This window comes from Xanthomonas hortorum (assembly GCF_024339125.1).
In the GTDB taxonomy this organism is placed as follows: Bacteria; Pseudomonadota; Gammaproteobacteria; order Xanthomonadales; family Xanthomonadaceae; genus Xanthomonas; species Xanthomonas hortorum.
On sequence record NZ_CP101417.1, the window covers coordinates 4,592,727 to 4,613,408 of the forward strand.

A 20,682-nucleotide genomic window follows, 5' to 3' on the forward strand; every position below is an offset into this window, starting at 1 on the left:
CGGCACTTCAAAACTCCACCCGCACTCTGCTCCAGAAGTAACGGCCCAAGGTGTCGTACGTGGTGGCATCGGTGTTGGCCGCATTGGAGTAGCTGTAGAACCGCGGCGGCGCGCGATTAGCGATGTTATCCACGCCCAGCGCGAGCGTGCTATGCAGCGACGCGATTTTCCGGCTCAGCGAGGCGTTGTGATAGACCACCGACCCGATCGGAAAGTAACGGCAGCTGCCATCGGCTTCGGTGTCGGCGCAAAAATCGTCGTACGCGCTTCCGTTGACGGTACGGCCCAGATAGCGGGTGGTCCAGCTTGCATGCCACGGCCCGTTGTCCCAGGCCAGATTGGCCACCGCACGCCAGCGCGGCATGTTGCCCCAACTGGAATTTTCGCCAACATAGTTATGCGTTTCACCGGCAAAACGAAAGCTGGAGAAGAAGGTCGCGTCCAGACCGGCAGAGAAATCGCCCCAAGCGGTCTCGGCCAGCGTGTAGTGGATCCCGGCATCGTAGCCGCGGATATCCACCTTGCCGCTATTGTAGGAAAACGGCACCGACACGCGGGTCAGCTGGCCAGCCGCATCGCGCTGAATCAACGGGCAGAACGCGGCGTCGCGTCCCTCGAAGCAATCGTTGACCACTTGCTGCAGGCCTACGCCGGACAGCATGTCGTCCAGCACCACGCGCCAGCTGTCCACGTTGAGCGACAAGCCGGGCATCCGATCCGGGTCGTAGACGAGGCCGACGTTGTAGGAGCGACCGCGCTCGGGCTTGAGCTGAAAACCGACGTTGTTCGCACCCGACGTCACCACATCGAACTGCGCAGTGTTGCGGAAGCTGCCATCGTTGGGCACGTTCGCGCAGGCCGGATTGGGCGTGCCGGTGAAGCCTTCGCAAGGGTCCTGGAAATCGCCGGTGTTATCCACCACAGCCGTGTACGGCGAGCCATACAGATCCCCCAGCGCCGGCGCGCGAAACACCTGCGAGCCGGTCGCGCGCACCAGCAGGTTGGCGATCGGCCGCCATTCGATGGCGACCTTGCTGTTGGTGGTGGCGCCCCAGGCGTCGTACTTGGAATAGCGCGAACCGAGATTGAGATTCAGACTGTTGGCAAACGGCACCTCCTTCAATAGCGGCACCAGCAGTTCTGCATACGCCTCGCGCACCGATTCGTCGCGCCCCTGCTTGAGGATGCAGCCATCGTTGTAGTCGCAATTGCCGTCGGCATCGGCAGCCGCCACCTCGCTGCTGGTGCCTTGCGCAAACTTGTTGGTGCGATAGACCAGGCCGACGGCGGCCTGCACCGTCCCGGCCGGCAGTTCGAACAGATCGCCGTTGGCGCTGATATCGACAAAGCGCATCTGGCTCTCGTCGATCAGATCCACCGGCCGCTGGGTGCCGCGCAACGCGGCGATGGTGGCCGGGTCGTTGGGGTTGAAGATATTGATCGGCGTGCAGCCAGCAATCACCGCACCCGGCGCACCGCACTTGACCACCCCATCGTTGTCCAGAAACGAAGCACCCACCGCATTGTTCAACGCAGAAGTGATCGAAAACCCGGTGCGCACCAAGGTGTCCTTGTAGCGCGCATAGCCGGCTGCGGCGTCCCATTGCCAACTGGTGCCTTCCACGCGCCCGCGCAGCCCGGCCACGATGTTGGTCTGAAACATCGTCGCAGTGTAGACGCGCGTATTGGCCTGCGTGGAGCGCAACAGATAGCGGTCCAATTGATCGCCGAACGGGTTGTAGTAGTTGTCGGCCGCGCCATCCATCTGCATGCCGAACGCATCCAGACGCGAGGTGGTCTTGCTACGGGTCCAGAACACGTCCATGTAGCCCTGCACGTTCGGGGTGAACTCGAAACTGCCGTGCAACGAGGCGTTGGTGCGCTCGATCGGCGTGATCAGATACTGCGCATCGTAGACGTTGTAGCTATCGGTCGCGCGTTGATACGGGCGAAACGCATCTTCACCTACAGCGCCAGGTGCAACGCCCTCTGCGGGTGTGAGCACGCGCCCATCGTTCAAGAACGCGCGCGTGTTGCCGCCACGGATTTCGCTGACCTGGCCGTCGAGATATTCCACTGCCTTGGCCGCGTAGCCGCGATCGCGGTTGAACACCGGGTTCATCGAATTGCGACTGAGCCCGAGAATCAACCCGCCGCGCTCCCAGGTCTTGCCCCATTCCACTCCCAGCGTGCGGCTGTTGGCATCGCCATGCGTGCTCTGTGCGTAATCGACCGTGGCGGCAAAACCGTCGTACTTGTCCTTGAGAATGATGTTGACCACGCCGCCGATCGCATCGGAGCCATACACCGACGAGGCTCCATCGGTGAGCACTTCCACCCGCTCCACCATCGATGCCGGAATCGCGTTGACGTCCACGCCCGGCGCCGAGGCCACGCTGCTCGCAGGACCGGCCATGCGATGACCGTTGACCAATACCAGGGTGCGTTCGGGCCCCAGATTGCGCAGCGACACCAGTGCGCGACCATGGCTGAAACCGGAGTTGAGCGCCGGGCCGGGCATGAAGCCGGCCATCGCCGGCAATTGCTGCAGCAACTGGCCTAACGTGCTCTTGCCGCTGTCTTCGATGCGCTGCCGGTCGACCACGATGACCGGGCTGGCCGTCTCTGCATCGACGCGGCGCAGATGGGTACCGGTGACGTTGATCTGATCCAGGGTCTGGGTGGCGTCGTCGTCGGGTGTGCGCTGCTGTGCGCCTGCCGGCACTGCAACGATGGACAAGACCAGGATAATTGCCTTGACCAACGGATGACGCGTGGAAACAAGGGGTTGCGACAGAAAGGCGGAGCGGCTGGGCGACATCGGAATTCCTTGTGCTTTCGTGGGGACAACGGCCAACCTGCGCGCACGGCCAAGCCGCACTGCGACAGCGCAAGATGAGAGATCGATCGCGACAAACACGACACCAGTGAGTTGCCGCACGAAGCGGCAACTATCCAAGCAAGACGACGACGCTGCTCTCCCCCTGAGAGCACATGACCAATCGATGACAGATCACGTTAAAAAATCTTGCGGCAACGCCTCGGCGCCGTCTTGACGAATTTATCCGGCAGCCATGCGGAAATTCACATGCTTGTGTCGATGTGTCGACATCACGGCCAACACCGTGGCGCGATCAGCGCAGCTGACATGGGAAGTAACCAGCTTACCGAGCGCACAAGATCCTGCGATCGACGCCACCGACGCCACGCTGTACCCAGCGCGCGCCGCGTGCCGATTCCGGCACTGCGGCACGGTGCGTCACACGTACCACGCCTGCACTGCCACCACGGCAGCGCTGCCAGACAACGCCACGCGATCCGCATGTGGGCCTTGCAGGCGTGCAGGCTTGCCGTCCACGAGCACACGCTCCAGCCGCGTGCCTTGTGGCGCACGCAAGGTCAGCCAGGTGCGCTTGGGCGCCTGCTCCGGCAGTTGCACCTGTGCATCGATACGCTGCGCATCGACATCCGTACGCAGCGTCAGCGTGACCTTGCCCCAACGCGTCGGCGCTGCGGTGATGCCGACTGTTGCACCGCTGCCCAACCAGGCACGCGGCAACGCACGCGCCAAAAACAACTGCTCGCCGGCGCTGTCGTCGCTGACCAGCATCCAGCGCAGCAGCAGCGGGATGGTCATCTGCGCGGGAATGCAGAACAACGGCATGCCGCCGGTGATACCGCTGACTTCGCCCGCTGTCCAGCTGCCGCGCGTATGCACCTGGTAGCGGTGTGCATAGACGAACAACAGGTACTCTTCGATGCGATCCAGCCGCAGCAGCTGTTGCGCATAACCGTAGGAAATGAATCCAAGCAGATCGCGGCTGCCCGGCTCCGGCGGCGCGATATTGGCCACCACGCCAATGCTGGTGCCACCATGGCCGCGCAGGCAATCGATCACCAGGTGAGCCAACGCGTCCGGCAACACATCGGCCTGCAACAGTTCAGCGTAGGCGCGGTGCGGCCATTGCTGCTCGCTGGGTTTTTCCTGCAGTAGCGATTGGCGAAAGGTGAGTTTGGCGCCAGGCAATGGGCCGACATAGGGCGGCGATACATCGCGGCGCACATTGGCACGCAGGCTGGCTTCCAACCGCGTGCGCAATTGTTTGGCACGGCGCTGCCATTGGTTGGCCAAACCGGCATCGCCACCGAGCGTGCTCCAGACCTGCGCGATGTCTTCCCAACCGCGAATCGTCAGTGCGCTATTGGCGTAGTACGGCTTCCACCACAGCGATGGATCGGGAAACAGACAGGCGTCGGATTCGTTCCAGCCGTGCAGCAGGCCATGACCATGCGCGCTGCGCGGCAACGCCAACGCCTGGTCGTGCAAGTCGCACAGCACCTGTGCAGTGGCCGCGATCTTGGGCAACAGGCGCCGCAGCCGCGCCGCATCGCCGGTGTAACGCAGATAGCGCGCCAACAGCGACAGGGTCAGCCCGAACTGCCCGACCTCCGGCCCGCGCATGTTCGGCAGGCCATCGTCCTGCACGAACGCGTCGAAGTAATTGTCCAGCACCGCGGCGGCCTGCGCGAAGCGGCCCCATTCCAGATTGGCGTAGAACGAACTGGTGAAGGTGTCCTGGAAGCCGTCGTACTCGTTGCCGTAGTAGTCGCGCTCCACCGCACCGTACTTGGGGTAATCGCCACCGGGCCGCACCACCAGCTCGCGCGCGAACGCGAACTGCGCCATGTCGTTCCAGCTGGCATCGGGCAGCTGCGCCTGCACCGTACCGTCCAGGGCCTGCTGCCAGTACGCGGCGAAATCGATCAACGCGGCGTAGAACTGTTCGGCGGTGGCCTCTTTTCGCGAAGGCGCGAACGCGGGATAGCTGTGCGTGTAATGCACGCCAACGATCTCGCCGCCGCGCACATGCATCGTGCGATGCCAGGTCTGCACCACGAAGCGATCGCTGGCACGCACGTCGGCAAAGACCAGTACGTCGTACCAGGCATCGGCCCCGCCCTCGCGGCGCATCACCTTGCGCACTGCCGGCATCCACCCGCCCAGCATGCCTTCCTCGCGGCGCTTGATCAGGGCTTCTTCGCCCAACTCGGCAAACGCCTGTTCAGGGCGCGAGGTGCGGCTGCGGCCATTGGGCAGGATCGGCATGGTGTCCAGGCTTTCGCGCGTGCCGACAAACGTGGTCCACGGCCAGCGCCCACCATTGTCCTTGGGGTCGAGCAGCGAGGCCGGTGGCGGCGCGACATCGCGCACCTGCGCCTCGTCCGGGTCGCCATCGCGCAGCAGGCGGTCGGCAAGCAGATCCGCTTCGGCCATCGCCACCTCGGCCAGCGACATGCCGAAGTACGGCTTGCCCTCGGCCGGATAGGCCGGCTCGGTGCGTTTGTCCAGGCGCAGCACGCCGGCCTCGGTCCACAGCGTCAGCTGGCCCTGCGGGTTGTCGAGATGCTCGTATACTGTCCACTGCTGCTGCAGATGCCGAAAGCGGCACAGCGTGCTGCCGACATGCGCGGCGGAGGGGAGTGCTTCCAGACGTGGCAGGGCCGGTGGTGGCAGCGTCGTCGGCGTTTGCAGTGTCCCCGGCATTGCGATCGCAGCACCTGCACCCACCACCGCGGTCGCTGCCATGCCCTGACGCAAAAACGTTCTACGGTCCATCGTTGCGCCCCGAAGTGATATCTGCCCCATCGTGCGCGACAACGCGCCCGGCGTCTTGTGGCACGTGTCCGGCACCTGTGCGGAAATCTGCACACAAGCGGGCATCGATCGACTCACAGTTGTACCTGCTGCGATGCCGAGCCTGCTGTCTGCAGTTTGATACACAACCGGCGATAATGGCGGCACCAGCGCAGCCCTGCCGGCGTGGGCTGCGTGATTGGCACGGATCTCGCTGCAATCGCAGCCAACCCAGCGTTGTGGTGCAGCACCTGTCTGGCCAACCCGATGCCTTCCGCGACAGCGGCGATGGCGACAACGGCGGCTTCCGTGCGTCGGACGGACGGGATGCCAACGCCGGACTCGGCGTACCCGACGGTGCGCGCCTGCCAGCATTGCTCAAACACGCAGGATGTCGGCTGCACCGGCTGGCGCGCTGCCGTAGCAGCCACGTGCAGCGCCTGCTTGTCGCCCCTGCCATTTGGCCAAGTGACTTTTCGGCCACGCCCGAGTGTGCGGTGACCGCCACACTGCGGCACAGACCCAAGCTGCATCGTCGCCAGACAGCCGCGCAGCCATAACCCGTACACAAGGAACGTCATGCAGCCACAGCCACCTCGCATCTCGCACATTGCCCGCGCGGCAGCACGGGTTGTTGACACCAGTGCGCACTCCGCCAAGCTGTTGAAACGTTCAGCGCGTTACTTGCTGTGGCTGGCCTTGATCGCGCCCTGCATCGCACACGCGCAGGTCGATCTGTCGCAGCTGGATGCCGAGATGGCCGCCCCACGCACCCAGATACTGGTCCTAGGCAGCGTGCACTTGTTACAGTTGCCCAAGGGCAGCGACATCGGTGCGGCGCGCTTGCAACCGTTGATGGACCGGCTGGCCGCCTACAAGCCGACCATCATCACCGTAGAGAATCTTTCGGGAGAAACCTGCGATCTGATGCGACGCCATCCTGCAGTCTATTTACCCGAAGACAGTGCGACCTATTGCCCCGACACCAGCGACGCGGCACGTGCCACCGGACTGGATGTTCCCACCGCGCTAGGCCAGGTACGCGCAGCGCTCGGCACCTTGCCGAGCGCGCCCACACCGGCACAGCGTCGACACCTGGCCGCGCTGTTTCTGGCCTCCGGCGATCCGTCGTCTGCGCTGGTGCAATGGTTGCAGCTTGCGCAGGCCGAACAGCGCAGCGGCGATGGCCTGGATGCGGCGTTGGTGACGCGACTGCGCGCCATGGAAACTCGCCCGAACGAGAGCGACCAGATCGCGGCGCGACTGGCCGCAAAGCTCGGCTTGCAGCGCGTCTACCCGGCCGACGATCACACCGGCGACAACGTGGACCTGGGCGACCCTGTCGCATACGGCAAGGCCATCCAGGCGGCTTGGGACAAGGCCGCACCGCGTGCGAACGCCATGCGTGAGCGCGAAGACCAACTGGCCAGCGAAGGCAAATTGCTGGAGCTCTATCGCGCGATCAACCTGCCGGCCAGCCAGCAGTTGGCCATCGCAGTGGATTTTCGCGCGGCATTGAGCGAGGGCTCGCCACAACGCTACGGCTACCGCTACATGTCCGGCTGGGAAATCCGCAACCTGCGCATGGTCTCGAACGTGCGCGCCAGTTTTGCCGAACAACCCGGCGCGCGCGTGCTGGCAGTGGTCGGCGCCATGCACAAGCCCTGGTTCGACAACTGGCTAGGACAACTGCAGGGCGTGGATATCGTCGATGCGGCGCAGGTATTAGGCACTGAAGGGCAGTGAGTACAACGACTTCAGCATGACGCTATAGGTCAAAAGCCTAGTCAGTCGAGGGCGCGGTGCCCTCACCGCTCGCGGGACACGCCGCAAGTACGTCCGTGTAGGCTCGGTGGCGGCATCCATGCCGCCACACGGTCCCGCAATCGGCAAGGACACCGCACCAGTAAGTTGATCGATGACTTGGGGGAGAGCGTACTGTCGCTCTGCTTGCACTGGGGAGCTGATTGGACTCGTTGTGATCCAGACAACGCATGTCATGCACTGTTTGCACCATGCATACCGACACTCTCGACTGGTCCTTGCCCGCCCACCGTCGCGTAAGAGCCTACACGGACGTACTTGCGGCGTGTCCTGCGATGGTGGGCGGGCAAGGGCCCTGCAGTGAAGTGGCAGACAAGTGTCGCCAAGCACCGCATCAAACGGACAGCCGTGCATTAGATCGACAACGGCCTTCGTCCACTCCGAGCTCTCAGCTCAATACGTCCAACAAGCTGCCCAACATCTCGTCGGAGCGCCGTAGCGCAGTGGCGTTGGCCTGGAAATCGTTGCGTGCCGATAGCCCTTCGACCAGATCAGTGGCTGGCGCAGAAGGATCGGAGCTGGCATCGACCACGCTGGCCGCCACTCCACCATTGGCCTGCGTGCTGGCCGCAACGGCCTGACGCGGACTGCCGTCTACCGGCTGGCGTGCCACATTGCTGGCGGCCACCTGCTGACGCAGCGCGGCAACCTGCATTCCGGAACTGGCGATGGGACTGATGCTCATGGTGGCTCCGGTGCAGAAACTGAGAAAAAACCGATGATGTTTGTTTACCGACCAATCAGCACAATCGTTGCTGGCAAACGCGCTGTGCTGCTGTCGCTCTTACGCCATCCAAGCCGCGTGGCAAGCGTTCCTTACGTGAGGACAACCGGCGGACAGAAACTGCAATCCAGGTCTAGCACTCACCGATTCCGACCACACCCGCCACACGGCTGCGCAGTCGCCTCACGCACGCTCAATACGTGCCGACCCGCACACGCAGCACCACAGGCACCTCGCCCGCCGCATCCACACGACCAAAGTTGAGGCCATAGTCGGTCTGGTCGCCGTTGAGCTGTCTTTCGACCTGCCAGCGTCCGTCCACATACCGCCCCTGCTCCACCCGCAACAGTTGCCCATGACGGGTATCGGCCGCATCGCGGAAAAATTCAATCCGCGCGGCCATGCCGGTGACCAGGAACTCCTCCGGCCCCAGCTGCGCCACCAGCAGCCGCCCTGCGTGGTCGTCGTTGCCCGGCAGGATCGCCGGCGCATCGCCCCACATCGGCGCACCGAACGACACCTTGGCCTCCCAGTCGCCGAAGCGCAGCGTGCGTTGCGGCGCGCCGGGCTGTTCGGCCACCGCCTGCAGCCGGCCGTCGAAGGCCGCCTGGGCCAGGATCCGCTGCAACGGCGCCAGCAACTTGAAGTTGGCCGCGTGCGCAGCGATCGCGGCGCGGTTGGCGGCGCTGTCCTGGTTGCCATCCATGCCGAACACCGAAAAGCCGATCCCCCCCTGCCCCAGCACATGGAACAGATACGGCGCCGTCGCCGCCTCGAAGCCGGTCTCCGAGACCCAGGCCGGGTTGTCCGGCCGCGCGTACTGGCCGATGACCTTGGTGTACTCGTTGTAGTCGTTGGTATAGATATCGGTGCCGATGAAGTCGATCGACGGCGTGGCCGCGCGCCACAGCGCGAACATGTTCACCGTCGCACCGCCGGACGGATAATCCAGGCCCGGATAGCGTTTGCCCTTGTAGCGCAGCCAGGTGTTGACGTAGAGCGGCAGCGGGTAGGCGCGCTTGCCGGCCGCAGCCACCTGTTCGATATACGACGCGGTGGCATGCGCATTGAAGGCTTCGGCCGCTTCGGCACCGAACAGCTGCTGCCAGCTACCCTGCGGTTTACCCAGCGCTTGCGCGATTGCGGCAGGCACGGGCTGCGCGAACGCCGCCTCGCCAGCCGGGCCATGATCGCGCACAGTGCCGATGGCGCCAGGCTCGTTTTCCACCTGTACCAGGATCACCGTGTGGCGGTCGCCATCGACCTTGCGCAGGTGCTGCATCAACGCGGTGAACGCGCGCGCATCGGCCTGTACGTTGGCGGCCACATGCGGCGACAACACATCTACCGGTTCGCCGTTGGCATCGCGCATGCGCGGGTAGGTGGCCTCGTCGCGCTTGATCCATTCGGGGACGTAATGCATCTGGCCGTTCTTCCAGCTGCCGAACCACAACAACGCCACACGCAGACCACGCTTGCGCGCGCCGGCAATCAAGGCATCCACGTTGGTGGTATCGAAGCGCCCGGGCGCCGGCTCGAACTGCTCCCAATACACCGGTGCTTCCACCGTGTTGGCATGCAGCGCCACTACTTCGTCCAGCGCCTTGGGCAGCACTGCCGGCCAGGCGCTGGAGTTGTGCAGCTGCGCAGCCAGTATGGTGTAGGGCGCGCCATCGACGAACACCGCATGGTGGCCGTTTTGGGTAACGAAGCGCGGCAGGTCTTCTGCATTGGCCAGCAGCGGCGCGCTACCGGCCAACACCGCGAGCGACCACAGCAGGCCTGCGATACGGCCGCGCGGTTGCGCCATTTTTCGGGCAAACAAACGCATCATCGCGCCTCCGACGGTAGTGAGTTCCAATGCGGTGTGGGTTCATGGCGCAGATGGCGCACAAAGAAGTCGTACTGGCGGCGCTGCACATAGTCGATCGGCCCGCTTGACCGGCCCACCGAATGTTCGCCGCCGGGCACGTTGAGCAGCTCGAAGTCCTTGCCACTCTTGATCAACGCATCGACCACCTGCGCAGTGGAGGCCGGATCCACGTTGCTGTCCTGCTCGCCGACGATCAGCAGCAGATCGCCCTGCAGCGTGGCCGCGTTGACCACGCCCGAGGCCTGCGCATAGCTGGCATCCACCGGCCAACCCATCCATTGCTCGTTCCAGCTGATCTTGTCCATGCGGTTGTCGTAGCAACCGGCAAACGCCACGCCCACCCTGTAGAAATCCGGATGCCGCTCGAGCGCGCCCAGCGTGCTCTGTCCACCGGCCGACGCGCCATAGATGCCGACCCGGCCGATATCGTAGGACGGATCTTTTGCGGCCAACGCACGATGCCAGGCGACGCGATCGGGAAAGCCGGAATCGCCGAGGTTTTTCCACGCTACATCGTGAAAGGCCTTGGAGCGATTGGCGGTGCCCATGCCGTCGATCATCACCACGATAAAGCCCAGATCCGCCTGCGCCTGCATGCCGATCTGCTTGTCGCCACCGGAGTGATAGCCGAACGGCCAGAACGTCTTGGGCACGAAGGAGTCGTGCGGTCCGGCGTAGATGTTCTCGATCACCGGATATTTCTTGCTGGGATCGTAATCGCGCGGGCGCACCACCATGCCCCAGATGTCGGTGCGCCCATCGCGGCCCTTGGCCACGAAGGTCTCCGGTGCGCGCCAGCCGGCTGCCAGCAACTTGTCGATGTTGCCCTGTTCCACTTGCTGCAGCAGCCGGCCATTGATGGCGTGCAGTTCCATCACCGGCGGCAGATCCGGGCGCGAATACACATCGATGTAATGCCGGCCGTCTTCTGCAATCGCCACATCGTGGTCGGCGTCGGTGTGCGTCAGCCGGGTCAACTGGCGGCCGTCGAAATCCACGCTGTAGAGCTGCCGGTAGTACGGGTCCTTGCCGGCATCCATGCCGCTGGCGGTGAACCAGATGCGCCGCTGCGCATCGTCCACGCGCAACACATCGCGCACGATCCACGCACCATGCGTGAGTTGTCGCTTGGGCTTGCCGCTGCGGCCATCGATCAGATACAGATGCCGCCAGCCGTCGCGTTCGGAGATCCACAGGAGCTCATCGCCGTGTGCATCCACATCGTGACGGAAACTACGGTCGGCATACACGAATGTAGACGTGTCCTCGCCGACCGCAACATGCGCGCGACCTGTCTGCGCGTCCACCGCAATCACCCGCATGCGTTGAAAGCCGCGTTGCACATAGTCGAAGCTCACGCTGCGGCCATCACTGCGCCACTGCAAAGGCGACAGCACATACGGATTGGCGAACAAGCTGGTCTCCACGTCATGGCGCGTGCCGTCCACGGCGAACAGCACCGGCCGCTCCACATCCACCGCATCGCCCGGCTTGGGATACAGCTGGCTGCGCACGACCGGCTGGCCGCCACCCGCAGGCGCAGCTTCCACACGGGTCACGCGGCGGGCAAGGCCGGGACGCACGCGATACACCGCCAGGCGCTGCGAATCCGGCGACCAGGCGATGCTCTCCGGATCGAAATAATCGTCTGCACGACCATCGGTGCTGAGCCGGGTCAGCTGCCCATCGGCAACGCGGCGCAAGACCAAATTCCAGCCATCGGCCAGCGCTTCCCAACGGCCATCGGGCGAACGACGTGGCGTGTTGTCGGCTGGCACTCCAGGGTCGCGCACCACATCGAAGCCGCGTGGACGTGCCTGCGTGCCGGCATCATCGCGTGCGCAGCGGTAGCTCGTCAGCGTGCAACGCCAGATCTCTTCGCCAAGCTCGAAGCGGATCGCAACGGCGTCACCCACGCCGTCTTGTGCATACGCAAAGCGTTCGAACGGCAACTGCAGCGCGGTGTAGGTCTTGCCGGTCGCCGCCTGCAATGCCTGCGCCACGCGCAGTTGATCGAAGGCCGGTTTTTTCTGCAGCGTGGCGACGTCCATGCTGACAAAGGCGAATCCGCCAGGCACCGTCTTGCGGTAGTAAAACGCGCCATTGTCCTTCCATTGCGCAGGCCACGCCACGTTCTCGGTCAACGTGCTCCATTGTTCGCGCAACCCCAGCGAGCGTTGGTAGTCGGCCACGCTTGGCGCCGCCTGCGCAGCAGTCGATAGCACCACGATGCACGCAGCCAACCCATTCCAGCAGCCACGCAACCAGTGCGACACGCGCGCGTCACGGCGCAGCTCACTCGCCATCGTCCTCCTCCAGCGCCAGCTCATCGCTGCGCAAGCCGCTACGCGCGCCCCAGTGGTAAATGAAGAACGCAATCACCGCCACGCTCAAGGTATCGAACGGATGCGCGATCCAGCCGTGACCGCCGAACGTGCCCGCCCACGACACCGCCATCACCAGCACGAAGAACACGATCAACCACAGCGATGCACGCACCTGCCGCAGCAAGCGTGCACGGCCCTCGCGTGAGGGCAAGCGATACAGTACGTACAGCACGAACGCGAGCACCTGCAGACCGAGCAACCACGACAAGGTGGGCCAGGTGGACCAGTAGATGATCAAGGCGGCGACAATGAACGACAACGGACCCAGCACCGCAAAACCACGCACCCGGAACGGCCGCGGCAAATCCGGCGCGCTGCGGCGTAACGCGGCCACGGTGACCGGCGCCACTGCATAGCTCAGCACCAGTGCCGCCGACACCACGCCGATCAAGGTCTCCCACGAGGGAAACGGCAACGTCCAGAAGATCGACAGGCCCAGGCTCAACCACAACGCCGGCCGCGGAATGCCCGATTGCGGATCCACCCGCGTCAGCACCGGCAAGAACCCGCCGCTACGCGCCCAACCGTACACCACGCGCGGGGTGGCATTCATGTAGATATTGCCGGTGCCGCTGGGCGAGACCATCGCATCGCAGATCACCAACGCGGCCAACCACGCCATGCCCAGTGCCAGCGCGATGTCGTGATACGGCAGTGCAAACACCTTGTCGATACCGCTCCAGCCAGGCGCCAATTGCGCAGACGGAATGCTGCCCAGAAACGCCAGCTGCAGCAGCACATAGATCACCGTGGACAAGGCCACCGACAGGATCAAGGCGATCGGAATATTGCGCTGCGGGTCGCGCACCTCGCTGGCCACCGACACGATCGGCGTCAGGCCCAGGTAGGCGAAGATGATGCCGCCGGCCGAGATCGCCGCTTCCACCCCGGCCATGCCCGAAGGTGCAAACCCGTGCACGGTGAGATTGCCCGGATTGAAGTGCTTCATCAGCAGCACGATCACCAGGATCGGCACCAGAAACTTGAACACGCTGACGATGTTGTTGGCCAGCGCAAAGGTCTTGACGCTGAAATAGTTGAGCAGGAAAAACAGCAGCAGCAATGCGAGCTGTACCAACCAACCCCAGATGCTTGGGTGCGAGCCATTGGCCTGATTGAGCACCGGAAACCATGCCGCCGCATATTGGCGCGCGGCTTCCACCTCGATCGCGATCAGGCTGGAGAACGCGATCAAGGTGATGAAGCCGGTCAACGAGCCGAGCAAGGCGCCATGCGAATACTCCGGGTAGCGCACCACCCCGCCGGCACGCGGTAGCGCTGCCCCCAATTCGCAATACACCAGCCCCAGCAGCAGCACTGCGATGCCACCGAGTATCCACGACAGGATGCCGGCCGGCCCGGCGATGGAAGAGACATGGCTGGCCGAAAACAGCCAGCCCGAGCCGAAGATCGAACCCAGCCCGATAAAGGTCAGGTCGGTCAGGCTGAGTCGCTTGTGAAACTTGCCTTGCGTGGTCGCACCGTGTGTGGTCATTCGTCGCCCCGAAGAGTGGAAAGCGCGGTTGCTGTTGCGAAAAAACGTCAGCAGGTTTTACGTGTATCAGTCGCTGGCAGCCGCCTTGGCATCTGCCGCCGGTGACTCGGCAGCATCTTCGGCGGCATACGGCGAGACACCACCGTCGGCAATGAACCGGTCGATGCGCGCCTCCAGCACCGGCAGCGGCACCGAGCCGGTCTGCAGTACCGCGTCGTGGAAATGGCGCAGGTCGAATGTCTCGCCCAAGGCGGCTTCGGCCTTGCGACGCAACTCAAGAATTTTCAGCTCGCCCAGGTAGTACGACAACGCCTGCCCCGGCCAGGCGATATAGCGATCCACCTCGGTGGTGACTTCGTGTTCGCTCAAGGCAGTGTTGTCGCGCAGATAGGCCTGCGCCTGCGCGCGCGTCCAGCCCTTGTGGTGGATGCCGGTGTCGATCACCAAACGGCAGGCGCGCCACATCTGATAAGTGAGATAACCGAAGCGATCATAGGGCGTGTCGTACATGCCCATTTCCTGGCCCAGATACTCCGAGTACAAGGCCCAGCCCTCGCCATAGGCGGAGATGAACCCATAGCGGCGGAACTCCGGTAGCCCTTGCGCTTCTGCCGCCAGCGGCATTTGCAGTGCGTGGCCGGGCGATGACTCGTGCAACGTCAATGCGGTCAGGTTGTACAACGGCCGCGATGGCAGATTGTAGGTGTTGACCAGATAGATGCCGGGACCGCCGCGGCCGCCGGTATAGAACGGCGCCAGTTCCGGCGGCACCGGTTCGATCGCAAAGCGTCGGCGCGGCAGCCGGCCGATGTAATCGCCCACCTTGGCATCCACGCGCTTGGCGATCCATGCGGCCTGCTTGAGCAATTCTTCCGGCGTCTTGGCATAGAACTGCGGGTCGCTGCGCAGGAAATGCAGGAACGTAGGAAACACCGCCTGCCCGGCCGGCGGTTTGAAGCCGCTGGCGACGATGGTCTCATCCATCTGCGTGCGCAGCTTGGCCACTTCCTGCAGGCCGATCTGGTGGATTTGATCGGGGCTCAACTCGAGCGTGGTGAACTCGCGGATCTGCGCGCGGTAGTAGGCCTGGCCATCCGGCAATGCCTCGCCGGCCAGCGTGGTGCGCGCGCGCGGCTGGTACTCGTTGCGGATGAAGTCCAGCAGCTTGGCGTAGGCCGGTAGCACCTGCGCATCGATGGTCTGCACCGCCTGCTGCCGCAATTGCGCCTGCACATCGGCCGGCAGCGTCGCCGGCATCTGCTTGAACGGTGCATAGAACGGGTTGACCTCGCCCTTGGCTTGCACCACATCGGCAATGGATTGGTCGCGCCCGGTGAGCGTCACCTTGGGCTGGCTGAAACCACGCGCCAGGCCGGCACGCATATTGTCGGTGTGTTCGGCGAAATAGCGCGGGATATCGGCCAGCATCTTCAGATAGCGCAGGTAGTCCTCGCGCGTGCGCAACTTGGCCTCGGCGCTGAAACCCAGATCGCTCCAGAACGCCGAGTCGCTGTTGAACGGCATTTCCCAGGCACGAAAATGCTGCTGATCCAGCAGCACCAGCAACTGTTGCCGATACACCTGATAACTCACCTGATCTTCGGCCGGCAACTGCGCCGACGGAATCGCATCCAGTTCCTTCAAGGCCTGTTGCCAATACGCGGTGCGCTGGTTTTGCGTGGCCACATCGACCTTTGGCAGATGGTCGGACTGCTTGTCTTGCGTAGCCTGATTGTCTTCATCCACCGCGCCGGACAGCTGCGCCTGCCGCCAGCGCCATTCGCGCGTGTACAACGCCTTGAAGCGCGCGGCTGCCGCGTTCTGCGTGGCGGTGTTCTGCGTGGCGGCGACCGGCTCGGCAGCCTGGGCGGCCCAGGCAACGCCACTCACGCTTGCCGCAATCAACAGACTCAATGCGCTCGCGCGTAAAGCGCTGCCCGTCTTCATCCGCGTGCCTCCGGCGCAGCTTTGGCCTGTGCAATCCACTGCCGCACGCGTTGCTGCAACATCGCCAGCGGCATCGCGCCACCGCCCAGCACCGCATCGTGGAAGGCGCGCACGTCGAAGCGAGCGCCGAGTTCTTTTTCGGCTTCCGCACGCAGCGCAAGAATCTGCAGCTGCCCCAACTTGTAACCCAGTGCCTGACCCGGCCAGACGATATAGCGGTCGGTTTCGGACTGGATGCTGGGCTCGTCGTCGGACGGATGCGCGTGGAAGAACTCCACCATCTGCTGGCGATTCCAATGCTTGTAATGCACGCCGGTGTCGAGCACCAGGCGGTTGGCCCGCAACAACTCGCCGGAGAGCCGACCGTAATCATTGTACGGGTCCTTGAAGAAGCCGATCTCCTTGCCCAGCCGCTCGGCATACAGCGCCCAGCCTTCGATGTAGGCGTTGTAGCCGGCCTGCTGGCGGAACGGCGGCAACGGCAGCGTCTGCGCAAGCGAGATCTGCAGGTGATGGCCCGGCACGCCCTCGTGATACGCGGTGGTTTCGATATTGACCAGCGTGCGGCTGGCGAAGTCGCTGGTGTTGACCTTCACGATCGCCGGTTTGGTGCCTTCCGGATTGCTCTGCCAATATTCGGCGCCGGGTGCGCTGCGCCGGAATGCCGGCATCGCCTGTACGTCCAGCGGTGTTTTCGGCAGGTGGCCGAACAGCTTGGGCAGTTCCGGCTGCATCGCGGCGATGTACTGGCGGTACTGCTGCAGGATCTGCTCGCTGGAGGTGGCGAAGTGGCGTTTGTCGGTCTCCACCGCCTTGCGGAAGCTGGCCAGATCCGCAAAGCCTTGCGCCTTGGCGATCACCGTCATCTCGCCTTCGATGCGCGCGACTTCCTTCAGGCCGATCTGATGGATCTCCTCCGGCGCCATATCGGTGGTGGTCTGGGTATGGATGGCGTAGCGATAGCGGCGTTCGCCATCGGGCAGCGACCACAGACCTTCCTGCGCGCGCCCTTGCGCGGCGTATTCGTCGCGCACGAACGCGGCCAACTTGCCGTAGGCCGGGCGTACCTGTTGCTCGATCGCAGCGAGTAATTGTTTGCGCAGCGCGTCGCGCTGGTCGGCCGGCACGGCGGCGTCGAGTTTTTTCAGCGGCGAGGCGAACGGGCTCTGCTCGCCGGTCAGCGCTGCGATCTTGTCGATCTGCTCGGGCAGGCGCTCCAGCAGATAACGCGGCTGGGTGAGACCCTCTTTAGCACCCTGCCGCGACACCGCGATCACCTGGTCGATCACCGTTGGAATCGTCTGCAGGCGCTTGATGTAGTCCTGATAATCCTTGGCGTTTTCGAACGGAAACGCATCGCCATAGCCTGCCAACCCCAACTGGATGCCGCCGATCGGCTCCAGCGGCATCGCATAGGTTTTCAGGTCGATGCCTTCCAGCTTGTCGCGTAATTGGCCGAGCATCATCTGCAGGCTGAGCTGGCGTTGTTCGTCCAGCGTCTTGCTGTCGATTGCCTCGAACTGCTTGAGCAGCTCGGCAGTGGCGCTGCGCTCGGCCTGCACGGCCTCAAGCGAGTAGTCGCTCCAACGATCGTTGTAACGTTTGTCGCCGATAATGCTGGCGAACTCCGGGTTGTGCTGCAGCTGGTACTGCCATTGTTTGTCCAACAGCGCGTCGAAGGCCTTGGCGGCCTGCTCGCTGCTCGGCGCGGAAGTGGCCGCAGCCGCTGTCTCCGCTGCGGGCGGCGCCGGCTTGCAGGCAGTGAACAGTGCGGCGGCCAGCAGGCCGATGGCGACAGGACGCAGGTGGTTCATGCAGTTACTCCAAGATGCGAGGACGGCGGTAGGAGCGCGCTTGCGCGCGAGCGGCTTTCTCGGTAACGCCCATCGCGCGCAAGCGCGCTCCTACGGATGCGTTGGCCCGTGCAGGCTTATGCAAACGGTTGGTCGATCGCCAGCGATGGCGGTGTAAACCACTGCGCGCCGGCATCGGTGACATAAAAATGGTCTTCCAGGCGCACGCCGAACTCGCCGGGCACCACGATCATCGGCTCGTTACTGGAGCACATGCCCGGCTGCAGCGGTAGCGCATTGCCACGCACCAGGTACGGCGCTTCATGGATCGCCAGTCCGCAGCCGTGACCGGTGCGATGCGGCAAGCCGGGCAAGCGATAGTCGGGGCCAAGCCCTGCCGCCTCTAGTACCTTGCGCGCCGCCTGGTCCACTGCTTCGCAGGCGATGCCTGGGCGTATCGCCGCAAACGCCGCCGCCTGCGCAGCCTGTTCCAGGTCCCAGATCCGCTGTTGCGCAGCATTGGGCGTGCCGTAACTCCAGGTGCGAGTGATATCGGAGTGATAGCCCTGCACGGTGCAGCCGGTGTCGATCAGCACCAGCTCGCCTTCGCGCAGATGCTGCACACCGGGAATCCCGTGCGGGAACGAGGTGGCATGGCCGAACTGCACGATGCAGAAGGTCGAGCCGTTGTCCGCGCCCAGCGCGCGATGTGCCTCGTCGATGAAGCGCACCAGCTGATCGGTCCCGATGCCTTCCTGCGCGATGCCGGCCGCCAGCCGCTGCACCAGCAAGGTCATGTCGCAAGCCTGCTGCATCAGCGCCAGCTCGGCCGGCGACTTGCACATGCGGCAGCCATCGATGATGGAGCCGGCATCGCGGATCGCCGTACCCAGATGCGCGCGCAAGCCGGTGTGCACGGCAAAGGCAATCCCTGGATCCAGCGCCAATGCATGCGCGTGGCGTTCGTCCATGGCCTGCACCACCAGCGCGTACGGGTCCTCGTGTTCTTCCCACAGATACTTGGCAACTGGAATCTTCAGCACCGCATCCAGCGAGCCTTCTTCGAACGCGGGGCAGATCAAGACCGGGTCGCCGTCCAGCGTGAGCAGCAGCGCGACCAGACGCTCGCTCGCACCCCACGGCACGCCGGTGAAATAACGCAGCGAGGTGCCGGCGCCGACCAGCAATGCATCCACGCCATGCGCGCGCATCAGGCGGCGTGCGCGTTCGATGCGCTGTTGGTATTCGTCGGCGGCGATCGGCGCGGCGCGTTGCGTCCACGGCGTCAGTTGCGCGCGTGCCTGTTCCAACGACACCCCGCCGATCTGGCTGCTCATGTGCCCGCTCCGAGATCGGCAGTGCTCCACTGCCCATCCACCAGACGTGCGACACCGCCCGGATTGCGCTGACGCAACTCGGCCGGCAGCAAGGCGTCCGGCACCGCGTCGTAGCTATGCAAGGCAGCAAAACGGCGAATCGAACCGGGCATGCCCACCGCGGTGAACCCCGGATGCCCGGTGCTGGGGAACGGCCCGCCATGATTTTGCGCCGCGCTTACTGCAACGCCGGTCGGCATCTTGCTGTTGATCAACCGCCCCACCCGCGCACGCAGCACCGGTGCGATGGCCTGCCAGGCCGCATCGTCGCTGCCATCGGCCGCGCGATACAAGGTGCCGGTGAGATTGCCTTCGAATGCGGCGGCAACCTGTTGCATCTGCGCAACGTCGCGCGTACGCACCAGCAGGCTCACCGGGCCGAAGGCCTCGGTCTGCAGCGCCTGCGGGTTTGCGATGAATGCCTGCGCATCCACATTCAACAAGGTTGGCGCATAGCGATACCCGTCTTCGCCGGTATGCCCCCCGGCAAGCAGCGCGGCGCCGGCAGCGCGCAAGGCCGCCACACCGCGTTGCACGCCTTCCACGCCTGAACTGGAAAACAGCACCATCGGCATGGCGGCGTCGAAATGCGCCGTGGTCGCGGCAACGAACGCATCGCCCGCTTCGCCGTGCGGCACCACCACCACACCGGGATTGGTGCAGAACTGGCCGCTACCCAAGGTGCACGAGGAAAAGAAATCCTGCGCCAAGGCGGCACCGCGTTCGACTAGTGCGCCCGGCAGCAGGAACACCGGGTTGACGCTGGAGAGCTCCGCATAAAACGGCACGCCGGCCGCATCGGCGGCCGCCTTCAGCGCCAGCCCGCCTGCGCGGCTACCAGTGAAGCCGATCGCACCCAGCCGCGCATCGCCGGCCAGTCGCACACCTATCGCGTTGTCGAAGTGATACAGCAATTGCACCGCCGCAGCCGGTAGGCCCGCCGCGACCAAGGCGGCGTGCGCAAGCTGCGCCATGCGCTGGCTGGTGGCCGGATGCAGCGGATGCGCCTTGGCGATCACCGGGTTGCGCGCGGCAATGGCCGAGGCGAAATCGCTGCCGGCGATCGCATTGAAGGCGAACGGGAAATTGTTCGGGCCAAATACCAATACCGGCTTGCCCAGCGGCGCCAGATGCGAACGCAGATCGGCAGCGGTGTCGATGATGGGTTGGGTCCAGCTGTAACTGCGCACTGCCTGTGCGGCCTGGCGCAATTGACCGCTGGTACGCGGCAGTTCGTTGCCGCGCAAGCGCGTGGGCGCCGGCAATGCAGTTTCGGCATGCGCAAGCGCCACCAGCGTGTCGGCATCGGCGTCCAGCGCGTCGGCATAAGCGTCCAGAAACGCCGCAATCTGTTCGACCGACGCTGCCGCAAGCTCTGCTGCCACCGCTTGCGCCGCCGCAATTGCCGTCTCGATGTCGTCCGCACCGCTGACCGGGAATTGCGGCCCGATCGCCTCGCCCGTGGTCGGGTCGGCCGCACGGAAGCTGCCGGTCGCATCGCGGCTGGCTTGCCACTGGCCGGCCAGCAATACCTCGGCCTGCTGCAAGGGGATGGAGTGGATCGTGTCGTTCATTGCGGCACCTTCGGTTGCATGGAACAGTTGCATGAGGACGGACCCTGCGCACCA

At 64.3% G+C, this 20,682-nt stretch carries 11 protein-coding genes and 1 pseudogene; 2 read left to right on the plus strand and 10 right to left on the minus strand.

Annotated features, from left to right (window positions below):
* Positions 1-7 precede the first annotated feature (7 nt).
* Both NMB96_RS19585 and NMB96_RS19590 read right to left on the minus strand, forming a co-directional pair.
* Positions 8-2,764 (minus strand): TonB-dependent receptor plug domain-containing protein, encoded by a 2,757-nt coding sequence (locus NMB96_RS19585; RefSeq protein ID WP_425520932.1) that lies wholly within the window; start codon positions 2,762-2,764, stop codon positions 8-10.
* A 495-nt stretch (positions 2,765-3,259) separates the two neighbouring features.
* Positions 3,260-5,617, minus strand: coding sequence for a glucosidase family protein (locus NMB96_RS19590; protein WP_255085450.1), 2,358 nt, complete (start codon positions 5,615-5,617; stop codon positions 3,260-3,262).
* 178 nt (positions 5,618-5,795) lie between these two features.
* On the opposite strand from NMB96_RS19590, the pseudogene NMB96_RS19595 reads away from it, so the two are divergent.
* Together NMB96_RS19595 and NMB96_RS19600 are read left to right on the plus strand one after the other, a co-directional pair.
* Positions 5,796-6,018 (plus strand): annotated as a pseudogene (locus tag NMB96_RS19595) (peptidase S53); the annotation flags it as partial.
* A gap of 280 nt (positions 6,019-6,298) precedes the next feature.
* Complete coding sequence (locus NMB96_RS19600) at positions 6,299-7,381, plus strand: DUF5694 domain-containing protein (protein ID WP_255085451.1); 1,083 nt, start codon at positions 6,299-6,301, stop codon at positions 7,379-7,381.
* Positions 7,382-7,847: 466 nt separating this feature from the next.
* Here the strand turns inward: NMB96_RS19600 and NMB96_RS19605 are convergent, their stop codons facing one another.
* From NMB96_RS19605 to NMB96_RS19640, 8 genes are all read right to left on the minus strand, one after another.
* A complete protein-coding gene (locus tag NMB96_RS19605) occupies positions 7,848-8,144 on the minus strand; it encodes a flagellar basal body rod protein FlgC (RefSeq protein ID WP_115040378.1) in 297 nt (98 codons plus the stop codon).
* A 232-nt stretch (positions 8,145-8,376) separates the two neighbouring features.
* Positions 8,377-10,014 (minus strand): DUF5597 domain-containing protein, encoded by a 1,638-nt coding sequence (locus NMB96_RS19610; RefSeq protein WP_425520895.1) that lies wholly within the window; start codon positions 10,012-10,014, stop codon positions 8,377-8,379.
* Positions 10,014-12,362, minus strand: coding sequence for a S9 family peptidase (locus tag NMB96_RS19615; RefSeq protein WP_023904353.1), 2,349 nt, complete (start codon positions 12,360-12,362; stop codon positions 10,014-10,016). The genes NMB96_RS19610 and NMB96_RS19615 overlap by 1 nt, the downstream gene beginning before the upstream one ends.
* Complete coding sequence (locus NMB96_RS19620) at positions 12,352-13,938, minus strand: APC family permease (protein ID WP_023904354.1); 1,587 nt, start codon at positions 13,936-13,938, stop codon at positions 12,352-12,354. The genes NMB96_RS19615 and NMB96_RS19620 overlap by 11 nt, the downstream gene beginning before the upstream one ends.
* A gap of 66 nt (positions 13,939-14,004) precedes the next feature.
* A complete protein-coding gene (locus NMB96_RS19625) occupies positions 14,005-15,885 on the minus strand; it encodes a DUF885 domain-containing protein (RefSeq protein ID WP_255085453.1) in 1,881 nt (626 codons plus the stop codon).
* Positions 15,882-17,699, minus strand: a complete 1,818-nt coding sequence (locus NMB96_RS19630) for a DUF885 domain-containing protein (protein WP_255085454.1) — start codon at positions 17,697-17,699, stop codon at positions 15,882-15,884. Before NMB96_RS19630 ends, NMB96_RS19625 begins: the two co-directional genes overlap by 4 nt.
* A 116-nt stretch (positions 17,700-17,815) precedes the next feature.
* A complete protein-coding gene (locus NMB96_RS19635; protein ID WP_023904357.1) occupies positions 17,816-19,015 on the minus strand; it encodes a M24 family metallopeptidase in 1,200 nt (399 codons plus the stop codon).
* A complete protein-coding gene (locus tag NMB96_RS19640) occupies positions 19,012-20,628 on the minus strand; it encodes an aldehyde dehydrogenase family protein (RefSeq protein ID WP_043889816.1) in 1,617 nt (538 codons plus the stop codon). The genes NMB96_RS19635 and NMB96_RS19640 overlap by 4 nt, the downstream gene beginning before the upstream one ends.
* Positions 20,629-20,682: the final 54 nt, after the last annotated feature.